General features: G+C 58.0%; 34 protein-coding genes and 1 pseudogene. 22 read left to right on the top strand and 13 right to left on the bottom strand.

The genetic code is table 11. From position 1 onward, the window contains the following. Positions 1 to 331: 331 nt before the first annotated feature. Complete coding sequence (locus NRB16_RS08015; RefSeq protein WP_253111278.1) at positions 332 to 712, top strand: hypothetical protein; 381 nt, start codon at positions 332 to 334, stop codon at positions 710 to 712. Positions 713 to 732: 20 nt separating this feature from the next. Here the strand turns inward: NRB16_RS08015 and NRB16_RS08010 are convergent, their stop codons facing one another. Further along, complete coding sequence (locus NRB16_RS08010; RefSeq protein WP_257105919.1) at positions 733 to 1,089, bottom strand: hypothetical protein; 357 nt, start codon at positions 1,087 to 1,089, stop codon at positions 733 to 735. Further along, positions 1,086 to 1,409, bottom strand: coding sequence for an MFS transporter (locus NRB16_RS08005; RefSeq protein WP_257105918.1), 324 nt, complete (start codon positions 1,407 to 1,409; stop codon positions 1,086 to 1,088). Before NRB16_RS08005 ends, NRB16_RS08010 begins: the two co-directional genes overlap by 4 nt. Before the next feature lie 63 nt (positions 1,410 to 1,472). On the opposite strand from NRB16_RS08005, the gene NRB16_RS08000 reads away from it, so the two are divergent. Next, positions 1,473 to 1,853, top strand: coding sequence for a hypothetical protein (locus NRB16_RS08000; protein ID WP_257105917.1), 381 nt, complete (start codon positions 1,473 to 1,475; stop codon positions 1,851 to 1,853). 233 nt (positions 1,854 to 2,086) lie between these two features. On the opposite strand, the gene NRB16_RS07995 is transcribed toward NRB16_RS08000, so the two are convergent. The 7 genes from NRB16_RS07995 to NRB16_RS07965 all read right to left on the bottom strand — a co-directional run bounded on the left by NRB16_RS07995 (position 2,087) and on the right by NRB16_RS07965 (position 5,630). Further along, positions 2,087 to 2,269, bottom strand: a complete 183-nt coding sequence (locus NRB16_RS07995; protein ID WP_257105916.1) for a hypothetical protein — start codon at positions 2,267 to 2,269, stop codon at positions 2,087 to 2,089. Positions 2,270 to 2,408: 139 nt separating this feature from the next. After that, positions 2,409 to 3,011, bottom strand: coding sequence for a hypothetical protein (locus NRB16_RS07990; protein ID WP_257105915.1), 603 nt, complete (start codon positions 3,009 to 3,011; stop codon positions 2,409 to 2,411). Positions 3,012 to 3,042: 31 nt separating this feature from the next. Then, positions 3,043 to 3,486, bottom strand: coding sequence for a RusA family crossover junction endodeoxyribonuclease (locus NRB16_RS07985; protein WP_257105914.1), 444 nt, complete (start codon positions 3,484 to 3,486; stop codon positions 3,043 to 3,045). Beyond that, entirely contained in the window at positions 3,479 to 4,054 is a 576-nt protein-coding gene (locus NRB16_RS07980) for a hypothetical protein (RefSeq protein ID WP_257105913.1), read from the bottom strand. Before NRB16_RS07980 ends, NRB16_RS07985 begins: the two co-directional genes overlap by 8 nt. Next, positions 3,996 to 4,889, bottom strand: coding sequence for a DnaT-like ssDNA-binding domain-containing protein (locus tag NRB16_RS29605; protein ID WP_257105912.1), 894 nt, complete (start codon positions 4,887 to 4,889; stop codon positions 3,996 to 3,998). The genes NRB16_RS07980 and NRB16_RS29605 overlap by 59 nt, the downstream gene beginning before the upstream one ends. A gap of 1 nt (position 4,890) precedes the next feature. Then, positions 4,891 to 5,316 carry a phage regulatory CII family protein gene (locus tag NRB16_RS07970; protein WP_257105911.1) on the bottom strand — a complete coding sequence of 142 codons (426 nt, stop codon included), beginning with the start codon at positions 5,314 to 5,316 and terminating at the stop codon, positions 4,891 to 4,893. Between the two features lie 74 nt (positions 5,317 to 5,390). Further along, on the bottom strand, positions 5,391 to 5,630 hold the full coding sequence (locus NRB16_RS07965; RefSeq protein WP_257105910.1) for a helix-turn-helix domain-containing protein: 240 nt from the start codon (positions 5,628 to 5,630) through the stop codon (positions 5,391 to 5,393). Between the two features lie 84 nt (positions 5,631 to 5,714). Here NRB16_RS07965 and NRB16_RS07960 point away from each other — a divergent pair, with 84 nt between their 5' ends. Beyond that, entirely contained in the window at positions 5,715 to 6,467 is a 753-nt protein-coding gene (locus NRB16_RS07960) for a S24 family peptidase (protein WP_257105909.1), read from the top strand. A gap of 140 nt (positions 6,468 to 6,607) precedes the next feature. On the opposite strand, the gene NRB16_RS07955 is transcribed toward NRB16_RS07960, so the two are convergent. Then, positions 6,608 to 6,943 carry a hypothetical protein gene (locus NRB16_RS07955; protein ID WP_257105908.1) on the bottom strand — a complete coding sequence of 112 codons (336 nt, stop codon included), beginning with the start codon at positions 6,941 to 6,943 and terminating at the stop codon, positions 6,608 to 6,610. A gap of 272 nt (positions 6,944 to 7,215) precedes the next feature. On the opposite strand from NRB16_RS07955, the gene NRB16_RS07950 reads away from it, so the two are divergent. Next, positions 7,216 to 7,515 (top strand): hypothetical protein, encoded by a 300-nt coding sequence (locus NRB16_RS07950; RefSeq protein WP_257105907.1) that lies wholly within the window; start codon positions 7,216 to 7,218, stop codon positions 7,513 to 7,515. Positions 7,516 to 7,597: 82 nt separating this feature from the next. Then, complete coding sequence (locus tag NRB16_RS07945) at positions 7,598 to 7,810, top strand: hypothetical protein (protein WP_257105906.1); 213 nt, start codon at positions 7,598 to 7,600, stop codon at positions 7,808 to 7,810. A 121-nt stretch (positions 7,811 to 7,931) separates the two neighbouring features. Here NRB16_RS07945 and NRB16_RS07940 read toward each other — a convergent pair whose 3' ends face one another. After that, positions 7,932 to 8,144 carry a hypothetical protein gene (locus NRB16_RS07940; protein WP_257105905.1) on the bottom strand — a complete coding sequence of 71 codons (213 nt, stop codon included), beginning with the start codon at positions 8,142 to 8,144 and terminating at the stop codon, positions 7,932 to 7,934. 280 nt (positions 8,145 to 8,424) lie between these two features. On the opposite strand from NRB16_RS07940, the gene NRB16_RS07935 reads away from it, so the two are divergent. Both NRB16_RS07935 and NRB16_RS07930 read left to right on the top strand, forming a co-directional pair. Next, complete coding sequence (locus tag NRB16_RS07935) at positions 8,425 to 8,676, top strand: DUF1654 domain-containing protein (protein ID WP_257105904.1); 252 nt, start codon at positions 8,425 to 8,427, stop codon at positions 8,674 to 8,676. Between the two features lie 101 nt (positions 8,677 to 8,777). Beyond that, complete coding sequence (locus NRB16_RS07930) at positions 8,778 to 9,215, top strand: hypothetical protein (protein WP_257105903.1); 438 nt, start codon at positions 8,778 to 8,780, stop codon at positions 9,213 to 9,215. Between the two features lie 371 nt (positions 9,216 to 9,586). Here NRB16_RS07930 and NRB16_RS07925 read toward each other — a convergent pair whose 3' ends face one another. Beyond that, the gene (locus NRB16_RS07925) at positions 9,587 to 9,793 is read right to left on the bottom strand and encodes a hypothetical protein (protein WP_257105902.1); all 207 of its coding nucleotides are present in this window, start codon (positions 9,791 to 9,793) and stop codon (positions 9,587 to 9,589) included. 12 nt (positions 9,794 to 9,805) lie between these two features. On the opposite strand from NRB16_RS07925, the gene NRB16_RS07920 reads away from it, so the two are divergent. The 15 genes and pseudogenes from NRB16_RS07920 to NRB16_RS07850 all read left to right on the top strand — a co-directional run bounded on the left by NRB16_RS07920 (position 9,806) and on the right by NRB16_RS07850 (position 18,312). Then, positions 9,806 to 9,958, top strand: a complete 153-nt coding sequence (locus NRB16_RS07920; RefSeq protein ID WP_257105901.1) for a hypothetical protein — start codon at positions 9,806 to 9,808, stop codon at positions 9,956 to 9,958. 76 nt (positions 9,959 to 10,034) lie between these two features. Beyond that, entirely contained in the window at positions 10,035 to 10,607 is a 573-nt protein-coding gene (locus tag NRB16_RS07915; protein ID WP_257105900.1) for a hypothetical protein, read from the top strand. Positions 10,608 to 10,901: 294 nt separating this feature from the next. After that, positions 10,902 to 11,186 (top strand): hypothetical protein, encoded by a 285-nt coding sequence (locus tag NRB16_RS07910; protein WP_257105899.1) that lies wholly within the window; start codon positions 10,902 to 10,904, stop codon positions 11,184 to 11,186. Next, the gene (locus tag NRB16_RS07905; RefSeq protein WP_257105898.1) at positions 11,183 to 11,440 is read left to right on the top strand and encodes a hypothetical protein; all 258 of its coding nucleotides are present in this window, start codon (positions 11,183 to 11,185) and stop codon (positions 11,438 to 11,440) included. Before NRB16_RS07910 ends, NRB16_RS07905 begins: the two co-directional genes overlap by 4 nt. After that, positions 11,437 to 11,658, top strand: a complete 222-nt coding sequence (locus NRB16_RS07900) for a hypothetical protein (protein WP_257105897.1) — start codon at positions 11,437 to 11,439, stop codon at positions 11,656 to 11,658. Before NRB16_RS07905 ends, NRB16_RS07900 begins: the two co-directional genes overlap by 4 nt. Further along, positions 11,655 to 11,960 (top strand): hypothetical protein, encoded by a 306-nt coding sequence (locus NRB16_RS07895; protein WP_257105896.1) that lies wholly within the window; start codon positions 11,655 to 11,657, stop codon positions 11,958 to 11,960. The genes NRB16_RS07900 and NRB16_RS07895 overlap by 4 nt, the downstream gene beginning before the upstream one ends. Before the next feature lie 126 nt (positions 11,961 to 12,086). Next, positions 12,087 to 12,605 carry a DUF3268 family zinc-finger domain-containing protein gene (locus NRB16_RS07890; protein WP_257105895.1) on the top strand — a complete coding sequence of 173 codons (519 nt, stop codon included), beginning with the start codon at positions 12,087 to 12,089 and terminating at the stop codon, positions 12,603 to 12,605. Further along, positions 12,602 to 12,868 carry a hypothetical protein gene (locus NRB16_RS07885; protein WP_257105894.1) on the top strand — a complete coding sequence of 89 codons (267 nt, stop codon included), beginning with the start codon at positions 12,602 to 12,604 and terminating at the stop codon, positions 12,866 to 12,868. The genes NRB16_RS07890 and NRB16_RS07885 overlap by 4 nt, the downstream gene beginning before the upstream one ends. Continuing rightward, the gene (locus NRB16_RS07880; protein WP_257105893.1) at positions 12,865 to 13,668 is read left to right on the top strand and encodes a PD-(D/E)XK nuclease family protein; all 804 of its coding nucleotides are present in this window, start codon (positions 12,865 to 12,867) and stop codon (positions 13,666 to 13,668) included. Before NRB16_RS07885 ends, NRB16_RS07880 begins: the two co-directional genes overlap by 4 nt. 21 nt (positions 13,669 to 13,689) lie before the next feature. Beyond that, complete coding sequence (locus NRB16_RS07875) at positions 13,690 to 13,899, top strand: hypothetical protein (protein WP_257105892.1); 210 nt, start codon at positions 13,690 to 13,692, stop codon at positions 13,897 to 13,899. Beyond that, the gene (locus NRB16_RS07870) at positions 13,896 to 14,384 is read left to right on the top strand and encodes a hypothetical protein (RefSeq protein ID WP_257105891.1); all 489 of its coding nucleotides are present in this window, start codon (positions 13,896 to 13,898) and stop codon (positions 14,382 to 14,384) included. Before NRB16_RS07875 ends, NRB16_RS07870 begins: the two co-directional genes overlap by 4 nt. Further along, on the top strand, positions 14,324 to 15,256 hold the full coding sequence (locus tag NRB16_RS07865; protein ID WP_257105890.1) for a recombinase RecT: 933 nt from the start codon (positions 14,324 to 14,326) through the stop codon (positions 15,254 to 15,256). The genes NRB16_RS07870 and NRB16_RS07865 overlap by 61 nt, the downstream gene beginning before the upstream one ends. 6 nt (positions 15,257 to 15,262) lie before the next feature. Then, on the top strand, positions 15,263 to 15,463 hold the full coding sequence (locus NRB16_RS07860; RefSeq protein WP_257105889.1) for a hypothetical protein: 201 nt from the start codon (positions 15,263 to 15,265) through the stop codon (positions 15,461 to 15,463). A gap of 560 nt (positions 15,464 to 16,023) precedes the next feature. Beyond that, positions 16,024 to 16,209, top strand: a pseudogene (locus NRB16_RS07855) (DNA translocase FtsK); the annotation flags it as partial. A 357-nt stretch (positions 16,210 to 16,566) separates the two neighbouring features. After that, a complete protein-coding gene (locus NRB16_RS07850; protein WP_257105888.1) occupies positions 16,567 to 18,312 on the top strand; it encodes an AAA family ATPase in 1,746 nt (581 codons plus the stop codon). Between the two features lie 71 nt (positions 18,313 to 18,383). Here the strand turns inward: NRB16_RS07850 and NRB16_RS07845 are convergent, their stop codons facing one another. Beyond that, positions 18,384 to 19,055 (bottom strand): hypothetical protein, encoded by a 672-nt coding sequence (locus NRB16_RS07845; RefSeq protein ID WP_257105887.1) that lies wholly within the window; start codon positions 19,053 to 19,055, stop codon positions 18,384 to 18,386. Positions 19,056 to 19,171 lie beyond the last annotated feature (116 nt).

Genomic DNA, 19,171 nt, shown 5'->3' with positions numbered 1-19,171 from the left:
AGGGCTTGGGTTGTTCGCGCCACGAAATGGCAGCTATTGAATTTGTGGCGCGGTCAGATATTCGGTGGGCTGGTCGGAAGCGGAATCGTACGTTACATATTGCTCAGTGTTGCGGGACGCAAATACCAAGCGGGCGGGGGAATATAGGTGTAATGTGACCGTTCATCGGAGATTGCTCCAGCAAGCTGACCCGCCACGCTCCTTCCTTTTCATGTTTCGGACCGCTAGGTCAAACCGAAACATCCCCAGATCTCTCACTGATCGTTCAGCACTTGCTGATTAGGCCTGAGCTACTGCCGGCCATCTCGCGTAAGTATCGGAATCAACTCGAATGGAAACGCCAGCCAACCTTGATAGGGCTCCTCATCGATTAGAAATCGTCATCGTCGAAAACGATTTGAAGCTTCTGAAACGCACCACCGAAATGATCGCCAAACTTGGTTGGAGGCCGCAGCCTTTTTCAAAGCCTGACAGAGCGCTTACTTACATCTTTGAGCGCAGTCAGAAAATTCACACGCTCATCGTCGATCTGACTGTGCCTGGAAGGGTATCGGGCTGCGAACTGGCCCTGATAGTCAACGCAAAGGCCCCAGAGATAAGAGTGATCGCCACTTCCGAAATACTGGATGCAACCTTTCAATTGAGCCCTGAAACGCGACTCCTGACCAAGCCGTGGACTCTGGACAGTCTTCAAGAACTGCTTAAAAGGTAATGCGTTTTTAGGTATGTCGATCAGTACCGCCGCCGCTCATGCTTGCCAGGCTCGGGGCCGAACTTCGGATCGGTCAAGCAGTGCTCGCAGTGCAACCAGCGGCACAGCCAGGTCTTAACTTGGAGCCAATAGGTGCGGACGAACCAATGGCGGATGCCAGCGCAGGCCAACGCAACGTGGAAGGTGACCCCGGCAACCGTGGGCGTGACATAGGGCCACTCGCCGCGTGTGGCCATCGCATAGCCGGCGACCGCAATCGTGAAGTAGATGACCTTCCCCACAATCCCGTCGTTGACCCGGAAGCTCAGCATCGACCACAAAGCCCAGATCGAAATGATCGTGATACTGATGGTGCTCGTCAGTTGAAGGCTGCTCATGGGTTACCCCCGAAGCGTTGCCGGATCAGAGCCCACAGATCAGCGGCTTTGATCGCTCTGTGAATGGCGGCCATCAGCGAGCCACCGAATGCGCCAAGGAGGAACCCCACCCCGGCCACGTTGTTCGGCTCAGTGATAGCCAGGTAGTTACTGACCATGCCAGTGAGGTACACGGCGCAGGCTGCGCCGGTGACCAAGAAGACGACCCAGGCTCGAACATTCGTCAGGTCGTCCCGGTGCCACCAACTGGCGACCACTGCGCCGATAAGGCCGGCGATCAACCATTCGATGTTGAAGAGCCAGCGTTGAAGTGAATCCATGCTCGACTCCATCAGCAGGCATGCGATCATGGGCAGCCAATTGCCACTACCCAAGGAACGGTTATGAAATTGTTTGGTATTGCTGGACTACTGCTCTTGCCCGCGGCGGCCTGCGCTGCCGAGTTCACTCCGGCCGAAATCTGCAAGGCTACGATCTCTGTCGAGTTCGGCAGGGACGTCAAGATCATGAAGGCCAAGATGGCCGGGGATAATCCCGAGGTCTCCTACAGTAGAGACGACGGCGATAGCTTCAAATACCAGTGCCAAGTCAGCAGCGACACTGTTGTCTGGCGTGGCTTCCTGAATGACACCCGATCCTGGGGCCGCTGGCGCACCCGCTACTCTGAGGGTGATTCGCTTCTGACATACCGGATCGAATCCTCATCGCTGACCATCGACAGCAACCAGGCGGAATCGAAAACCTTCTCCAAGCGGTCATTCTGAAAAAATCCTCAGATCGAAATTTGATGTCTTTCCATCAGTCCGCCAGCACCACACCCGGGAGTCACGAAACGATTGGTGCGCACTGGCTGCCGGGGTTCTTTCAGTGCGCGTGACGATCCGGCAATACCGCGTCCAGGCCTACCCCGCAGGGCCACCCTGGCTGTGGTCTCAGGTCAAACTCTGGGCACAAAAAACCCGCTCAAATGGCGGGTTTTCAGTTCTTTAAAATCTGCTTACGGCTCCATGCCATCCTCGCGATCTTTTTCGCGCTGCAGCTCGTCTTGCTCAAGGCGCCGGATTTCAGAGTTGGCCTCTTCCTCAGTCTTGCATGGCAGGCCGTGGTAATGACCGCCAATCTTCACCTGGTAGACAATTTTGCCGTTAACACTTTTCTTTTCCCAACTGAACTTGCTCATGGCTGCTCCTGCTAAAGAATCGAATTGATACCAGCCAAGCAAACTGAGGGCAACAAAAAACCCGGTTTTGGCCGGGTTTTGGGATTCGGGTGCAACTTCGCAATATGGGAAATATCTTGCCCCAGCCGCACGGGAAGCGTCAAGCCTCAGTTTTCGCCTGATTTTTCATCCGGTAGATCGCCGCTGCAACAGGACCCAAAGCCATGCGGTCGACGTCCTCGCAGCACTCGAAAGCGATCTTCACGAACGCCTGCCAATCGCGCTCCCAGTTCTCAGACGCCAGCCTCACCCCATGGTGGTCGAACAGCCAAGCCCGAAACACTTCCGGCTTGGACAGCGGATCAGGGTTCGCCGACTGGCCGCCCTGGTGCATATGCTGGTACCGGTGCATCACGCCCTTGACCACGTACTCGGCCCGGACCTTCTTGGTCCCGGTCATACGCGGCGCCTGGTTCATCACCATGCCGTAGACCACTTCCTCCGCGGCCTCGCGAATATCCTCGTCGCGGCCAGGTGAGTACATGAAATCCCCGAACACCCGGAGCTGCGGGTGCAGCTTGGCGATAACGGACTGCACGTGGCCGGCCAGAGTCGCATGCATGGCGTGTGTTACCGTCACCCCCCAGTCAGTGGTCTGCACTGCCGTGCCCAGCGTGCACCGCTCCTCCAAGTACACCAGGGTGCTGCGGCACGGGTTATACGAGCAGTCGTGCCATGCCTGCCGAGCCGAGTTGAGATTCACGATTTGCCCTCCAGGCGTAGTTCTGCGTATTTCACTGCTGCATGCCCCTGAGGGGCACAATCCGGACGTGGACGCCCGGTGTTTCGCTCCAGCGCCGCCGGAAGATCCCGTCCGTGGCCTGCACGTCGTCTCTCCACACCACCCCGTTGCAGGCGTCACAGACGGCCTTGAGCACGTTGTCGGCATCCGGTTTCTTGGTACAGGCCAGCTCACCCGCCAAGGCCAGGGCCTTCCGCTTTTTCGACATGGACTGAGGCATGGCATGCAGGATGCGCAGCTCGATCAGCACAGGGCCGGTGATCAGCTCACGACCCTGCATCGCGGTTTGCGCTGCCAGCGCCACAAGCCCCTCGTAGGCCACGGTCTTCTGCGGGGTGAACATCCGGGCATGAGGTCCGACTCGGCCGATTCGTGGCCTGCCCTTCCCCTGCGGTTCGCCGGGCACGATGAACTCGATGGGTGCGAAGTCAGACATGCGCCTCACCTCGGCGAATCCCCAGCCGTGCCAGCAGCAGCTCCCGCGCCGACTTGCCATCGGTGGGGATGTTCTGAGCCGTTACCAGCTCCCGCGCTTCACGATGCGACTGTGCGAGCTGCACCTGCATCGGGGTTTTGGTTTCGTGTCCAATGCCCTTGGCCGAGCGCCCATCCAGTGGCTGCCCCGTCTGGGCCCGGCGCATGACGATGGCATACTCACGCTCGAAGCGTTGGCGCAGCAGGCGGTCCGTGGCCTTCCCTGCCCGCAGATCGAACGTGCCGGTGTTCTCGGCGGCAATGCGAACCGCGTCGTGCGAGTACTTGCCCTGCAGCGCTTCACCCCAAGCCTGATCGGTGGGCGGCAGACCAGGGACTTCCAGACACATCGAGCGGAAGACGTTCGCCGGCGGCGGCCAATCGAACTCATCACCGCGATCGAGCAGTGCAACCAACCCGTTGGCCAGTTGGAATTTGGTCAGCCCGCCCAGCATGGTCGCCCAGGCGTGGTCAGGATTCGGTACTGGGCCAAAATTCGCCGTCCAGCGGTGGCCGTAGATCTCGGTCATCTTCACCCAGAGGTTGTCCAGCAGCACCTGCGGCAGCTTCTCGGGCTTCTCGCTCGGCGATGGCAGCGTGAACTTGCTCGACGGCAGAAAGCTTACGTTGGCCGCCAGTTCGCTGGCCGCTCTGGGCTTGCCCTGATCCGTTGTGTCCATGGGTATTCCTCCCGGCTTGCTGGGTGAGATTGCGCTTCAGGTGACTGGCCAATGCGTGTTCCCACTTGGCCTGAGTGCGGTGATCGTCAGGTGATGCGCACCAGAACGAGCGAAATTCCAGGAACTGGTCGCGGTCGACCTCGATACCCGGTATTCCGAGCTGCATCAGGGCTGCCGGGAACGTCTTTGGGTTGGGTTCCCACGTCGGCAACATGGCGAACTTGTGCCGCGAGTCTTCGGGAAACTCGGGCGGAAATTCAGGCTCGCGCGGTAATGGTGGTGGTATATCTGTATCTGTTCTGTTCTGTATCTGTTCTGGGGCGTTACTGGAACGTTTCACGCCTGTTTCATCGCCCTTCGACTCCTTTTTCTTCTTCTCCCGGTGCGCTCTAACCCGCGCCGTGCTTGAGTCGGAGACATATTGCCGTTTGCTCCAGTTGCGGAGCGTCCAGTCTGGGTTGATGAAGCCCTTAGCCAAAAACACGGCCTTGGTGGCTGCCATTTCCTCGTCTGAAACGCGCAAAGCAAAAGCAATGGAAGTTTCACGTTCTGTTACATGAAACGTTTCCAAGCCGTTACTGCATTCCAGGCAAAACAGCATCACCAAGCGCCTTTGAAGGGCCTCGGGCATCATCTGTACCTTGGGATCCGTGGCGAACTCGCCATACATGCGGAACCAGTCCACGTCAGGCGCTCCGCACCGACTGCTTGAGCACGTTGAGCGCGTCACGGACGTGCTCAATCTCCAGCTCAATGCGCTTGCGATCCAGTCGGCAGACATGGCCGTCATCGGCAGCGGTATGGACTTCAACGGTCAGCTCCGCGAACTCACGCGCCAGCTGTGCCAAGCCGGCAAGCAGCGCAACAGGGGCTGGCCGCTCGCGGGGCACCAGGTCGTGGCCGTACTTGTCGGCCCAGGCGTGCAGTGGCCCCAGATCCTGGGTAAACGACATGATCCGATCCAACTCCTGGACGTTCATCTTGTGGCTGTCGTAGTCGGGGTTGGCCTTTTGCAGCAGCAGTGTGCGGGACGAGAAGCTGGCCCCTTCGCAGACCGCTGCTGACCCGTGCCGCTCAACCACGTCGTAGATGGCTTGCATCAGCTTTTGCATGTAATGCCTCGGTAATAATTACGTCGATCTGCGGCGATTCCCTCTGAAAAAATCACCGAAAATTTACGAATGGGTCAGGCGGCGGATTTGCTCGGTCGAGCCTCAGCTAGGAGTAGCTGCACATCGAACGGCTGCCCCTTGTCCTCCGCGAGCTTGGCAATTCGGGCGGCGTAATCTGTTTCACCGGTGTATTCCGTCCGGGGCAAGCAGTCAGCCGTGATCCACTTGTAAATGGCCCGAGGGGTTTTGCCGCAGGCGGTTGCCACGGCAGGCACCCCACCGGCAGCATCAATTGCTTTTTTGAGCGGACGCATATGTGCTCCAGAGTCAAATGTGAACTTCCGGTACATATTAATTCGGAACTGAAAGTACATGCAAGGTCGTGCGATATTGAACCTATGGTTCAGATAGAAGAGTTGCGGCAAGCTTTCAGCGGCCGACTACGCACAGCCTTGGTCAATAAGGGACTCCCTCAATGGGGGGTAGGCGCTCGTCTCGCGAAAATTGCTCAGGTCACCCCGAAGGCAGCCAGCAAATGGTTGAATGGTGAGGCGATTCCGGGGGCGGCGAAAATGCTCGTTATCGCTCATGCGCTAGACGTGCGAGTGGAGTGGTTGCAGCACGGATCAGGAACACCATCTACCACCGGCCCAGTCCCAGGCACCGACACACCGGCGGCCAATACCCCGCTACCGGCCGGCGGCGAACCCGCCATTGACCTGGACGATCACTACGCCTTCATCCCCTACCTGACGGCGAAAGCAGCTGCAGGCCTGGGCTATGAAAATACCTTCGTCGAAAGCCGTTCGACTCTGGCCTTCAAGCGCGAGTGGCTGCGGTTCCGCGGCGCCGCCGAGAAACACCTGGTAGCGATCAATGCCGACGGTGACAGCATGTGGCCAACGATCAACTCTGGCGACGTGTTGCTGGTCGATAAATCGAAAGTCGACCCGCTGCACCAGCAGGTGTTCGTCCTGGGCAATTCAGAAGGGATCATCGTTAAGCGCCTGGTTCAGGGCCCGATCGGGAACTGGATCATCCGCAGCGACAACGAAGACAAGGACGAGCATCCGGACCGCGCGCTGCTGCGCCGGGATGAGGATGAGCATCGAATTATTGGCCAAGTGATCTGGCGGGGTGGGGATTTGTGAGTACCGGACAAGAGGGAGCAGTGGTGGCGGCGCTGGCATTGACCGGTGGGATTGGAAACATAGCCTTCAGTTTGGCAAGAGCCCTCAAGTAAGGCACAAAGCCCGGCCCCAGCGCCGGGCTTTTCATGACTACGCCCTATTCATCGTCTTGGATTAGGAGCGCCGCCAATCCAATGAGTGCTGCCCCGGCCAGTAGCGCCATCATCACCAGACTGTGCGCTTCGGTCATATTGTTCATCTTGGGCCCCTGAGAGTAAATCAGACCTGCTTCGGCTTATCAATTTTGCGACAAGTAGTGATTCATTGATCGCTTGGTCGGCGCGAGCAGCATAGTCTTCCAGAGGAGAGTCCATGTGTCGCGCCACATCAAGTTTTGCTTGGAGCGCGAGAGCATACGGATCAAACCCAAGCTTGAATGCGGCCTCAAACATAGCGACAAGAATATTCGAGTAGACACTTTCAGTGATAGTTGACATAGCTTCTTCCATGTAGTTTTTACGACCCAAACCTTCCCTTTGATTTTTGCCAAGATGGCAGCCACTTGAGTCAAGTACAGCCCCCCAGGCAGTTCAAGAACTAATTCCAAAAACCCCTCAAAAAACAGACCTACGGCACACGGTGTTTCACTCACCTAACACTTCTATCTAATTTCTTGGTCAATACGACCCTTTGTCGAAGAACGGTTGACTCAAATAAACTTAAAGCGCGCAATTTCACCGTCACACCGCTATCAGTCAGGATTTTTTGAATGGCCATACTCCAGATTTTGGCAGGTGACTTTCATAAAGGAGAAGGCTGCTACAGGCAAGGATTAATCCATATCGAGACGTCCCTTTACCCTTGGCCGGGTCTGGACCTCTCGGCGAGCGACATTGAAAAATTAGAAACCGCTGGCGATGACCATGATCTAGCTCTTGCAGGTCTATCGCCCCTGGAGCGGAAGACCACATTCACGGCACGCTTCAGAGACGGACGGGTTTTGACCTGTATTGCCGATGAAACTGTTTATCGACGTATCGGAAATCATGTAGAAGCGCCTCAAAAATAATTGCCAAGAGTGCTGTCTGGCAATATTTGCAGAGGGCCTTTAATCCCTGAGGGTCCTCTGTTTTTTTGCCATGGTGATCACAATGAAAAACGGCGACTTAGAGCTATCGATACTAAAAGCACTACACAGGAATCAGATAGCCATTGCAGCTGCTATAGACGAATTGGCGTTGTGGGCAGAGACGATCGGTTCTCGAAAAACGGCGGAAACTGTAAAGGGAATACTGGACACGATGGATCATGACGACAATCTTATTGATGTTTCCATATCACTTTTAGGCAGTGAAAAACCCTAAAAACACCAAGGAATCAGTACGCATGCTGAGATAGAAAAATAGCAAGCCCCAGCAAAGCAACAAGCACTGCAATCATGTATACGCCCTGCATGAAACCTCTCCAGATAAAGAGGATTGCATTCTAATGATAGGGATGCAGAACCCTCGCAATACGCAAAGACTCATCAATCACACTTTCAATCTTTCGAAGTTGAATCGAATGAATCTTAGAAAAGACCTCAAGCTCTTTCTTAGCGTTGTCAGCCAAGGCATCAGGACTTAGTCCAAGCTTAAGCGCGGCAGAAAATACTGCAACCAGAGTGCAGCTATAGCATTCTTGATCCATACGTTCCATGACGCCTCACCAACTTGTTCAGAAGCCCGAAAAACTCAGCACCTGACTGGAACCGCTTCACCATTGAAAACCCCAAGAAGTCAATAAACAAGCAAATACGGACCAGTGACAGACGCATAGATGCCCGCCCGTCCAGTCTTGACGCAGTCCTGTCTTAGCCTCCTGTCGCTTCGTACGCTACTCCTTGCGCGTCGCATCCATGAATGAAACACCCCCTCCCCTTGCCATTAGTCGAACTTGGAAATACTGTATATTTATACAGCAACCAAGGATGTGCATTATGCCGAAGTCGAAACCCCAACCGGCTCCAATCCCAACCTCCTACGAGCTGCTCGGCCTGCGAATCCAGGCGGCGATAAATACGCCCAAGGCTCAGTCCTCAAAGTCAGTCCTGCTGGAGCCTTCCGCGAACGACGACCCGGCGGACTGGGACCGAATCCTCGACGAGATCAGCGAAAACGAGAACGTGACCATTGCGCATCGGGACGATGGTGCGGTGCAACTGTTCTGGACCGTACCAAAAGATGACTGAAACGATTTCTCTTTGCCCGCCGTTGTGCGGGCTTTTTTGGTCCGCAAGTCGGTGAAAGGGTCGAATGGTAAGATGGCGGCTCACCTACATGGAGAGTTGTCATGCGTGGATTTCACGTTGGCCTGGCCGCGTGCCTGGCCATTTTTTCCCATCTCGCGATGGCCGAGCCAACTTTTGCTGAGAAGCTAGACGGCGCGGCTGCTGGCTGCGCCATCGTCGGAGGGAGCGGCCATACAGAAGCAATTCTGGCGATGAGAAAATTTGGAGAGCAGAGTAAGAAATACCAAGCCCTGGTTGAAAAATCTTTCCGAGACGCGAAAGCGTGCGTCGAAGAGGCGAAGCCTAAAATGAAGCCGACTTTCCGGGAAGAAATCAGTCGATACCCTCAAATTAAGCCCGCGCTTACTGACGCATATGCCGCATGGCTTGGCTACATGGATTGGCTCAGCACACCGCATGAGTTCAGTGCTACCGGGCCGGAAAGCCAGGCATATGAGGCCGCCATAAATCGCCTTAGAGCAGAGGTCGAAGCCCTTTAGCTCCTCTCCCAGATCTACAACGCAGCCCGCATCTAGCGGGCTTTTTTGTGCGCGCCGGAAAAATGTGAACTTTTGGTACTTGACCCAACATGTACCAATAGTTCATATTTCGCCCATCGCAGCGCACAACGCAGCGAAACCCGGCGAAAGCCACCGCTCTTTAAAAACTCGAAGGATGATGCGCCACCGGGGGCCTGAGGCGATTGACGCCCGGTGGACAGCACGCAATGCAGCAGGCTCCCGCGCTCGACTTGTCGGCGTGCTGGTTTGCTGAGGAAAAGAGAATGCCGGCCTGTAGAACACAGGCCGGATGCTCTCCAGGTGGCCCTATTCCAGGACTACGCGGAGAGCAGGAGGGGAAAACTTGATCACTACCCTTGAGCTTGCTCGTGCTCCATCTGTTCAGACTTTTCGATAGCAGCCTGCAGCAGACGGATCATTTGTCGCGCCTCATCACGGCTCAGGATCACAGCTCCATTCGGGCCGCTATCCACATGCTGAGTGATGCAGATGTGGAACTCCTGACCGATATGCACCGTTGCGCCATAGCGCGGCTCGATTATCCCAACCACCGACATGGAGGCACTCCTGTGCGATTTACCTACGAAATGAAAGGCGAAATGTACATCTACCAAGGCCCAAACGGCCATGGCGGCATCGCCTACTCGCTTGAAAAAATCCACCAGGACCTGGCTGCCAGGTACGGCGCCGGCAACTACACGCTGGAACAGACCGGCGCCTGATTTCACTGGCTGGCCTTCGCATGAGGGCCAGACGGGAAATCAACCGCCCAGTTGGGCACAACATCAGGTGATAGGCATGGATATCAAAACCCTTGAAGCGCTGGGCGTGAGTGCAAAAGATCTTTTCGATCGCATCGTAGAACAGGCAGTGCACGCACTCCTCTACTCCACCAGTTACGGAGAGGACGATGAGGAAAGCACTCAAGCGTCCCGCTTCAAGCAGCAGATTGAAAAGCGCGTGAAAGACGCGGTCGACCAGAAGATCGACGCAATGTTTGCCGAGCACGTCCTGCCGCGCGTTGGCGAAATCATCGAATCGGCCGACATGCGCAAAACCAGCCATTACGGCGAACCGAAGGGTGAACCTATGACGTTCAAGGAGTACATCGCCAGTCGTGCTGAGGTGTACATGAGCGAGAAGGTCGACTTCAACGGCAAGTCGAAAGACGAATCGGGCGATTACAACTGGCGCGAAACCGGCCCGCGACTCACCGTCCTGATGAAGCTCTACATCAAAGACACTCTCGAGAAGAGCGCAAAGTCGGCGATCAGCGACGTAAACAAGGTCATCGCCAAAAACATCGAGCAGGCTGCCAAGGATGCGATTACGTCCTGCGCCGCCTCACTCAAGGTTTCAGCAACTATCTGACAACCAGCGCCAGCGTCAGCCTGACGAAAACTGCCCGACCCACCTGGTTCCCCCATCGCCAGGCTGGATCGGATAGTGATCGGTTGAGCCGCAAGCAAACAGCGGGGTGGCCACCTCGACGCCCATTAAGGGGTCGATTGCCCGGCCCTCACGATCACTATCCGATGCAGCCCGCATCAATCCCCTACCCCCATCACAAACCGCATTGGCGGCCGTCCAGTCGGTGCTTCACGGCACAGGCTTGGTCACCTGCCCGGCCGGACGGCCGACCAATGCGGTTCCAGGAGGTCACCCATGATTCACGATATTGTCGTCGACGGTTTTGCCCTCGGCGTTGAGGTGCTGCACTGCGTCAACATCCCGCCCTGCCCTGGAACTTGGAACAGCGACTGGGACGCCCAGGGTGAGCGCGAAATCGACTTTCGCGTCGTGTCGGTCATCGAGTACGACGACGCCGGTCGCAAAGTGCGCTTCCCGCCCGCTGCGGGGGAGATTCAGGCGCAGTACACGGCGCAGATCGAAACCGCCCTGTGGTTCGAGATTGACAGCCGCGCCAAGCGGCAACGGTGGGCGGCATGAATCTGCAAGAGCAACGCGCCATCACCATGATCGAGGGCGAGCTGGCGCGCATTGAGCAATCAGCGCTGCCAAGCGATGAGGTTCTGACCGGCTTCGTCGAGGCCAATTACGCGCACGGATTCATTGATGAGGCCCAGCAGCGTGAATATCAGCAACGCGGTTCGGATGCGGTTTTCCGGCGGCGCAAGCTGCTGCGTGCTGCCCAGCAGGATCGCCAGCGTCGTTCACTTGCCCAGTTGCAGGAGGCGCCATGACCACGCCGCTCGTTAAGTCGCTCATTGATGAGCAGGTAGCCGAGGTCGCTGCCAGCCACGAACTGCCCGGCGACCGCATTCTGGTGCTGTTCAAAGGCAACACCTTCGAGGCAGCCAAGTATCAGGCTGCATTGGCGAGCATCGAGAACCCCGAAGCCTGGAGCTGCCGCGCCTGCATCTGCGGCGAATGGACAGTCGGGTATGAGGTGCGGGCATGAAGCGCCATTACAACTACGCGCATGCGCCACAGTGTCAGGTCGGAAAGATGCGCTGCTCCTCCTGCGGCAAGAAGATCACTGTCGGCCAGTATCGATATCATGAAACAGCAGATGCGTACGTGCCGTGCCATCGGTCTTGCTGCCCAAATGACCCTCATTGGGCTGAACTGGACCGACTGGACGAGGAAACTCGACTCCGCCGCAAACAGTATGAGTCAGACGTGCTGGCCTTCTTCGACAAGTGGGGCGCTCTTGATGATGAGGATTTCATGAGCATCGTCAATCAGCGGGCTTGCTCATGACTCGTTGCCAAGCCCGTCGCCGCCGCCGAATCCGCATCGTCTCCGCCGCCACAGGCTTCCTCTTCCTCACCATCACCCTGTTCGGGCCAGCCATCGGCAGCTTGATCACTCAGTAGGAATTTCCCCATGTCTATCGATCCTCGGGCCAAAAGCCCCGAGCGCCTTGTTGCGCCTGCGCCGCTGCCTCATGTCAGCCGCCGGGCCTTGGCGCGAGTGAAGAACCCGCTGCCAGTACCGACCGAATGCCGCTACTGCGCTGGTCAGGTCGAGCTGATCAACAACAGCAAGATCTACGGCCGCGAGTACGGCGAATGGCCTTTCGCCTACCGCTGCGAGGACTGCAAGTCGTACGTCGGCCTGCACCCTTCCACCGATATCCCGCTGGGAACTCTGGCCACAGCGCAGCTGCGCAAGGACCGAAACGCCAGCAAGGCCATGTTCCACAAGGTCAAGGAGCGCAAAGGCCTGAGCCGCACCCTGGCCTACCAATGGCTGGCCGGGAAGATGTGCATACCTGTTGGGAACTGCCATTTCGGTTGGTTCGAACAGGAAGATTGCGAGAAGGCCTCCAGCATCTGCATTGAGGAGCTGACCGGAAATACGGCAATGGGTCGAGCGTTCCAGGCAGCGAGGAAGGCATCATGAGCAAAGACCATGGCGGCCCAGCCTTCCCCACTCACACCAACCCGCGTCCTGGCCACCTTGCCGACGCGCCGCAGGGAATGAGCCTGCGCGACTACTTTGCGGCAAAGTTCGCTGCAGCCCAGGTCACGGCCACCAGCGCCGACAGCGGCTTTATCAACCCGGATTACATCGATCCACGCGGCGAGGAAACAGTCGCTGAAAAGGTTGCGCGCACCTCCTACGCCATGGCTGACGCAATGCTGGCAGCTCGGGGTGGATCATGAGCGTAACCACGATCCGCGCCTCGTCCTGGGGCTCGCTCTTCAACTGCGCCTACCAATGGGAATACGTGCACATCCTCGGGCACCGCTCCCCCGGTAGCCCGCGCTCGCAGCTCGGTACCGCAATCCACGCCAGCACCGCTGCGTTCGACGCCTCGCGCATCAACGGCAGCGACCTGAGCGCCTTCGACACTGCCGAGCTGTTCGTGCACACCCTGCGTAATCCTGACTGGGATGTCGATTGGCGCGGTTCCGATATCACCCTTGCGCAGGCCGAGGCCACCGGCCTCAAACTGCACACGATGTACTGCAACAACATCAGCCCGCGCTATGACTACGTGGCGATTGAGCTGACTACCAAGCCGCTTGAGATTGACTGCGGCAACGGGGTGATCGTGCGGCTCACTGGCCAGCTCGACCGGGCCAGGATCTGCAAGAGCGGTGACGGCATCGGTATCGCTGACGTGAAGACCGGCGGCGCCGCTGTATCCAAAGGCGTGGCCAAGACCGCGCAGCACGCCGCCCAGATCGGCACCTACGAAATCCTTTACGAGCACACCACAGGCGAGCCGATCACGGCCGAGGCCCACATCATCGGGCTGAAAACCCGTGGCACGCCGGAGGCTGGAGTCGGCGAGATCCGCGGTGCCAAAGCAATGATGGTCGGCACCGAAGAGTTTCCCGGGTTGATCCAGATCGGCGCCGAAATGCTGCGCAACGGCCTGTTCCCGCCAAACCCCCAGTCATTCACATGCAGCGAACGGTACTGCCCGCGCTGGTCCACCTGCCCCTACCACGTCTGACCCTCTGATAAGGAGAGCCCCATGGCCGCTTCCGATATGTACATCAAACTCGTTGATCCGACCGGCAAGCACGCGGATGTGATCAACCATCACCGCGTCTGGAACCGCGATCGCTTCTACGCCGCTCAGTGCAAGATCCACGAAAATCCCGCCAAACCCATCGAAGACCGCCGCTTGGTCTCCGTGGTCACCGAAGCAGACTACCTGGCGCAGCAGCGCAAGAAGCCGTGAAGCGGATCGCGCTCGAAGGCAAGCGCTTCGGGCGCCTGCTGGTCGTAGAGCAGACCGAGCCCATCGGGCTGGCCACCGCCTATATCTGTCGCTGCGACTGCGGCGAGGAAAAGGCGGTTCGCGGTACATCACTGCGCAAAGGCGATACCACTTCCTGCGGTTGTGCTCGGGCTGAACGAATGGCCGCAGAGAAAACAACGCACGGAAAGTACGGCACCCCGACGTACCGGAGCTGGCGAGCGATGATCGCCCGTTGCAGCGATGCCACCCACAAACAGTTCAAGGACTACGGCGGGCGTGGAATTCAGATCTGTCGGGAGTGGTTGAAATTCGAAGCCTTCCTGGCGGACATGGGTGAGCGCCCTGCCGGCAGGACACTCGATCGCATCGACGGTAATGGCCACTACCAGCCAGGCAACTGCCGATGGGCCACCCGCCAAGAACAAAACCTAAACCGCCGAAAACCTCAAAGGAACCAACCATGAGCACTACCACCTTGGCGGAAATGCAAACTTCCGCCGTTGCCCAGCAAAAACAGAACTTCGCCGTATCCATGACCAACCTGCAGGGCTTTGAGCTGGCTCAGCGCTGCGCCAAGCTGCTGGCCACCTCGACCCTGGTGCCCAAGGAGTACCAGGGCAACATCTCCAACTGTGTGATCGCCCTGAACATGGCGCAGCGCATCGGCGCTGACCCGCTGCAGGTCATGCAGAACCTCGTAATTGTCCACGGGCGCCCAACTTGGTCCAGCCAGTTCCTGATCGCCACGGTGAACACCAGCGGCCGCTTTTCTGCGCTCCGCTTCGAGTTCTTCGGTGAGCAGGGCCAAGACACATGGGGCTGTCGGGCCTGGGCAGTCGAGAAAAGCACCAACGAAAAGCTGGTGGGTGCGGACATCACCATTGCCATCGCAAAGGCCGAAGGCTGGTACGGCAAGAACGGCAGCAAGTGGAAGACGATGCCTCAGCAGATGCTGATGTATCGCGCCGGTTCTTGGTGGACGCGGGCCTTTGCGCCGGAACTGTCCATGGGCCTGCAGACCGCTGACGAAGCCGGCGATGTATTCGACGCCCAGCAGGGTGCCAATGGCAGTTACGCGGTTGATCTGGGCGACCTCAAACCGACCAAAGCTGAGGTGGTAGACACCCAAACCGGCGAGATCCTCGACGCCGAAGTGGTAACCCAAACCAGCGGAAACGGTAAGGAATCGGCCAAAACTGGTAACGCAGCGACAAAAAATGCGCAGAAAACGGCAGATTCTGTAAAGGAAAAGGCCGAAAACGTCCAAGCCGACCAACAGGTTGACCAGCAGCAGGACGAGCCAGAGCCCGACACCAGCAGCCTCAATTTCGAGTAACCGCCCATGGCTGCCCAGACAGTGGAAGAGCTCTACGACCGAGTCGAAGAGTTTGCAGCCATCCTTTCAGCCGCTGAGCTTTACGCCAGCGGCGAATGGGAAATCCAATTCGTGGACGACATGCGCGTCTCATTCAAGCGCTACGGACCTCGCACCCATCTTTCCAATGCTCAGCAGCAAAAGCTCGAGCGCATCGCAAAAATCTGAGGAAGCCCCCAATGAAAGCTGAGCACAAACAAGCTGTTGAGCGCGCACGCCTGCACGGCGTCCACCCGATGATGTTCGCCCACCAGTTGATGGTCCATGACCTGGCCGACGCGGCGCTGTTCGAGCTGCGTAACATCAAGGTCCCTTTTGGGCGTCTGGGTGAGGACGAACAACAGGAAGTGATCGACCGCATCACCAAGAAGGCCGAAGAGGTGGTCCATACCGCAATCGGGATCATCAGTACCCGTAGCGTTGAATCCATCCCGGTGACCGTCAACGACGCGAAATTCAAGCCCAAGGTGATCACCATCACCGGCGCCGTGGACGCACAAGACCCGAACCGACACGGCCTGATCGACGTGGCCGGCAAGCTCTGTCTGCTGGTGGTAGCACCGAATGACTACGCAGAGGGCACCGATGGAATCCGGGCTGAGCGTGACCAGCACGAGCTGCCACTGAGCGCTGCGGATCTGGTATCGGGCATGGGGCTTGCTCGGGAGCGCGAGAGCTCTTCAGGTGACGATGACCTGTCCGGCTTCGATGACACCCTCAGCGACGGCGAAGACCCGCTGTACAGCGAAGCGGTGACATTCGTTGCCGAAACCCGCCGCCCCTCAATCAGCGCCATCCAGCGCAAGCTCAAGATCGGCTACAACCGGGCCGCGCGGATCCTTGAAGCCATGGAACTGGCCGGCCTGGTCACAGCGCCGAACTCCAACGGTGCCCGCGAGGTGCTGGACGCTGCCAGCACGCAGGCCTCTCTCAATCGCCTGGAGCAGGCCGATCTGGAGCAGGCACCTGATCAACTCCAGCACGCCCAGGCCGAACATGAAGCGCTGCACGCCCAGCACGCGGCCAGCACCGGCAAAGAGTTCGGCGACCTTTCGTACAGCGAAGCCCAGCAAATCGTGGTGCTGCACGGCACCAGCGTCACAAATGCCTGGCTGCAACGCCGCATCGGCATTGACGCCGACCAGGCCACCACCCTGCTGCTGCGTCTCAGCGATGACGATGTGATCGAGCTGGAAACCGAGGCCGACGCCTCTATCGACAACACCTACACAGTCAAGGCCGGTCTGGCCGACCTGACCATGGAGTAAGCCATGCGCATCGATTCCATCTACATCGAGAACTTCCAAGGCCTGCGCCACGCCAACCTGCAGTTGGGTACGCCCATTACCCTGGTCTGCGGTCTCAACGGCGTCGGCAAGTCGAGTCTGCGTGATGCCATCGCCCTCGCGTTCGGCGAAGGCGCCCGGGTCCAGCACAAGAAGGACTGGGCCCAGCTCGTCACCGAGGGCCAGAAGAAAGGCCAGATCATCATTGGCCACGATGGTGCGGCCAGCTCGATCACTCTGCCGAAGGGCCAGGCTGAACGTGCACCAATCGATGGCCAGGAGTACCTGCCCTTCGTGCTGGCGCCTGAGGCCTTCGCGCGGCTCGACGACAAGGCCAAACGCAGCCTGCTGATGTCGCTGACCAAGGCGTCGGCAAAGCCGCAGATCATCGTTGAGAAGCTGCTGGCCCGCGGAGCCGACGCTGCCAAGGTGGAGAAGATCAAGCCGCTGTTGTTGAGCGGTTTTGCCGCTGCCCAGGAACAGGCCAAGACCTACACCAGCGAGTCGCGCGGTGCTTGGAAGGCCATCAGCGGCGAGGCGTACGGCAGCGAGAAGGCCGAAGGCTGGGTCTATCAGGTGGCTGAAAGCGAACTGGACGTGTCGCCAGCGGCAATTGATGCTGTGATTGCCGAACATACCCTGATCGAAACCAAGATCACCGAGGGTGTTGCATGGATCGGTGGACAGGACGAGAAGCGCAAGCAGGTCAGCGGATTCGCACAGCGCAAAGCCGAACTCGAAGCCGCTGCCGCGCTGCTGCCCCGGGCGATCAGCAAGCGTGACGCCACTCAGAAGGATCTGGACGCCTGGCAGCCGAAGCTGGAAGACCTGCAGGTCAAACTGCGCGAAGCCCAGGCCGGCGCCGGTGGCTGCAACTGCCCGGAATGCGGCGTCTCGCTCAAGATCGTTGGCAGCAAGCTGGAGAAGTACGACGGGATCGTGAGCGATACCGCCGCCACCCAGAACTTGGCCGCTGAGGTGCAGAAAGCCCGCGAGGCTGTAGATCTGTACCGCCGCACGCTCAGCAACGATATCGCAGCGGTGGCCGCCGCTGAGCACGCCCAGGCTGAACTGGCGAAACTGGGCGAGCAGCAGTCCGATCAGTTTGACCAGGCCAAGTACGACTCAGCAGTTCAGAAGGTTCAGGAACTGCGCCTGTCGAACGACCAGCGCCGCGCCAAGATCAACGCCATGAAAGATCGTCAGGGCGAGCTGAACAATGCCGGGAGTTTCACGGCCAAGGCTGCTGGCCACCACCAGGACGTCAAGGACTGGACGCTGATCGAGAAGGCCTTAGCCCCTGACGGCATCCCCGGCGAGATCCTGGCCGGCGCGCTGGCACCTGTGAACGATCAGCTCAAGCGTCTGTGTAAGCTGTCAGGCTGGGCCCAGATGGAAATCGCGGCCGACATGGCGATCACCGCTGGCGGGCGTCTGTACCCGCTACTTTCGGAGTCGGAGAAGTGGCGCTGTGACGCGCACATCGCGCTGACCATCGCCTTGCTGTCCGGCTTGAAGCTGGTGGTGCTGGACCGGGCGGATGTGCTGTTGCCAGCGGTTCGTGCCAAGCACCTGGGCATGCTGCAGGTGCTGGCCAAGTCCGGCGAGATCGAAACCGCGATTGTCTGCGGGTCGCTCAAAGAGAAGCCCGTCACCCTGCCGCCAGAGTTCACGGCGGTGTGGGTAGAGAACGGGCTGGCGGGTGAGCCGGAGTTGCAGCAAGCCAGTTGACTCCATAACCAACCGACAAGGTGCCTTCGGGCACCTTTCATTCACAGCATCGGTCATAGCATAACTAAGCTCTATCGCCGCCCGGACTTCATTACCTCTACGTACTCCTCCAAGGCTGCCTCAACTAATCCAGAGAAGGGATAGTCGGGCTTCCTCCATGGATCAACTAGCCCGACCGCTGTCAACAATGCATTAACTATTCCTCCTTGGTTCTTTAGATAATACTCAACATTTGAGAAGCACCCAGGCAGGGCTTCATCCGTAGCATAAAGCAACCTATTTCGTTCATTCGCTCGAACTTTGATAGCTGCCTTAATCTCAGCAGCCAATCCTTTATTGACCTCCGACCTCAAATAGCTACCTATCACATCTTTAAGAGAGGTTCCACCCTGCGACCTGATATCTAGCGGAGGGCGCGGCCTGAGTACTATCTCGGCACCTTTAACAGGTAGGACAATCTCAATTGCTGGCCGACCAGGATCATCGGTCGAGCGCAACAGTGGTTCTCCTAAGCCAGCTTCATCTTCCAGATAGATGCTTTTTGACCAATTTATAATAGCCCTGATAAAAACTATGACTCCCGCTTTATTCTCATGCGACCAGATATGGTACTGATCGCTTAGCGGATATCCTTGATCTTTCATCGAGATCAGAAGGCTGGTGGCGGCTTCCTCCTCTGCACAGATGGCACGAAAGCATGCCATCTGCGGGTCTATTTCTGCTAGCAAGCGCGCCTTGTTCATGTGATTCAGTGAGTTAAGCCCTGCGGCCCTAACCCGGCCGTCGCAAGCTTCCAGCATGTCCCTAAATCGCTCAAGCTGATCCCAACACTCCAAAGTAGCCTCCAATTCAAACAATA

The sequence above is a fragment of the Pseudomonas sp. LJDD11 genome, from assembly GCF_024584215.1.
Taxonomy (GTDB): domain Bacteria; phylum Pseudomonadota; class Gammaproteobacteria; order Pseudomonadales; family Pseudomonadaceae; genus Aquipseudomonas.
Note: the sequence above shows the minus strand (reverse complement) of the source record. Positions and strands in the feature narration are given on the sequence as shown.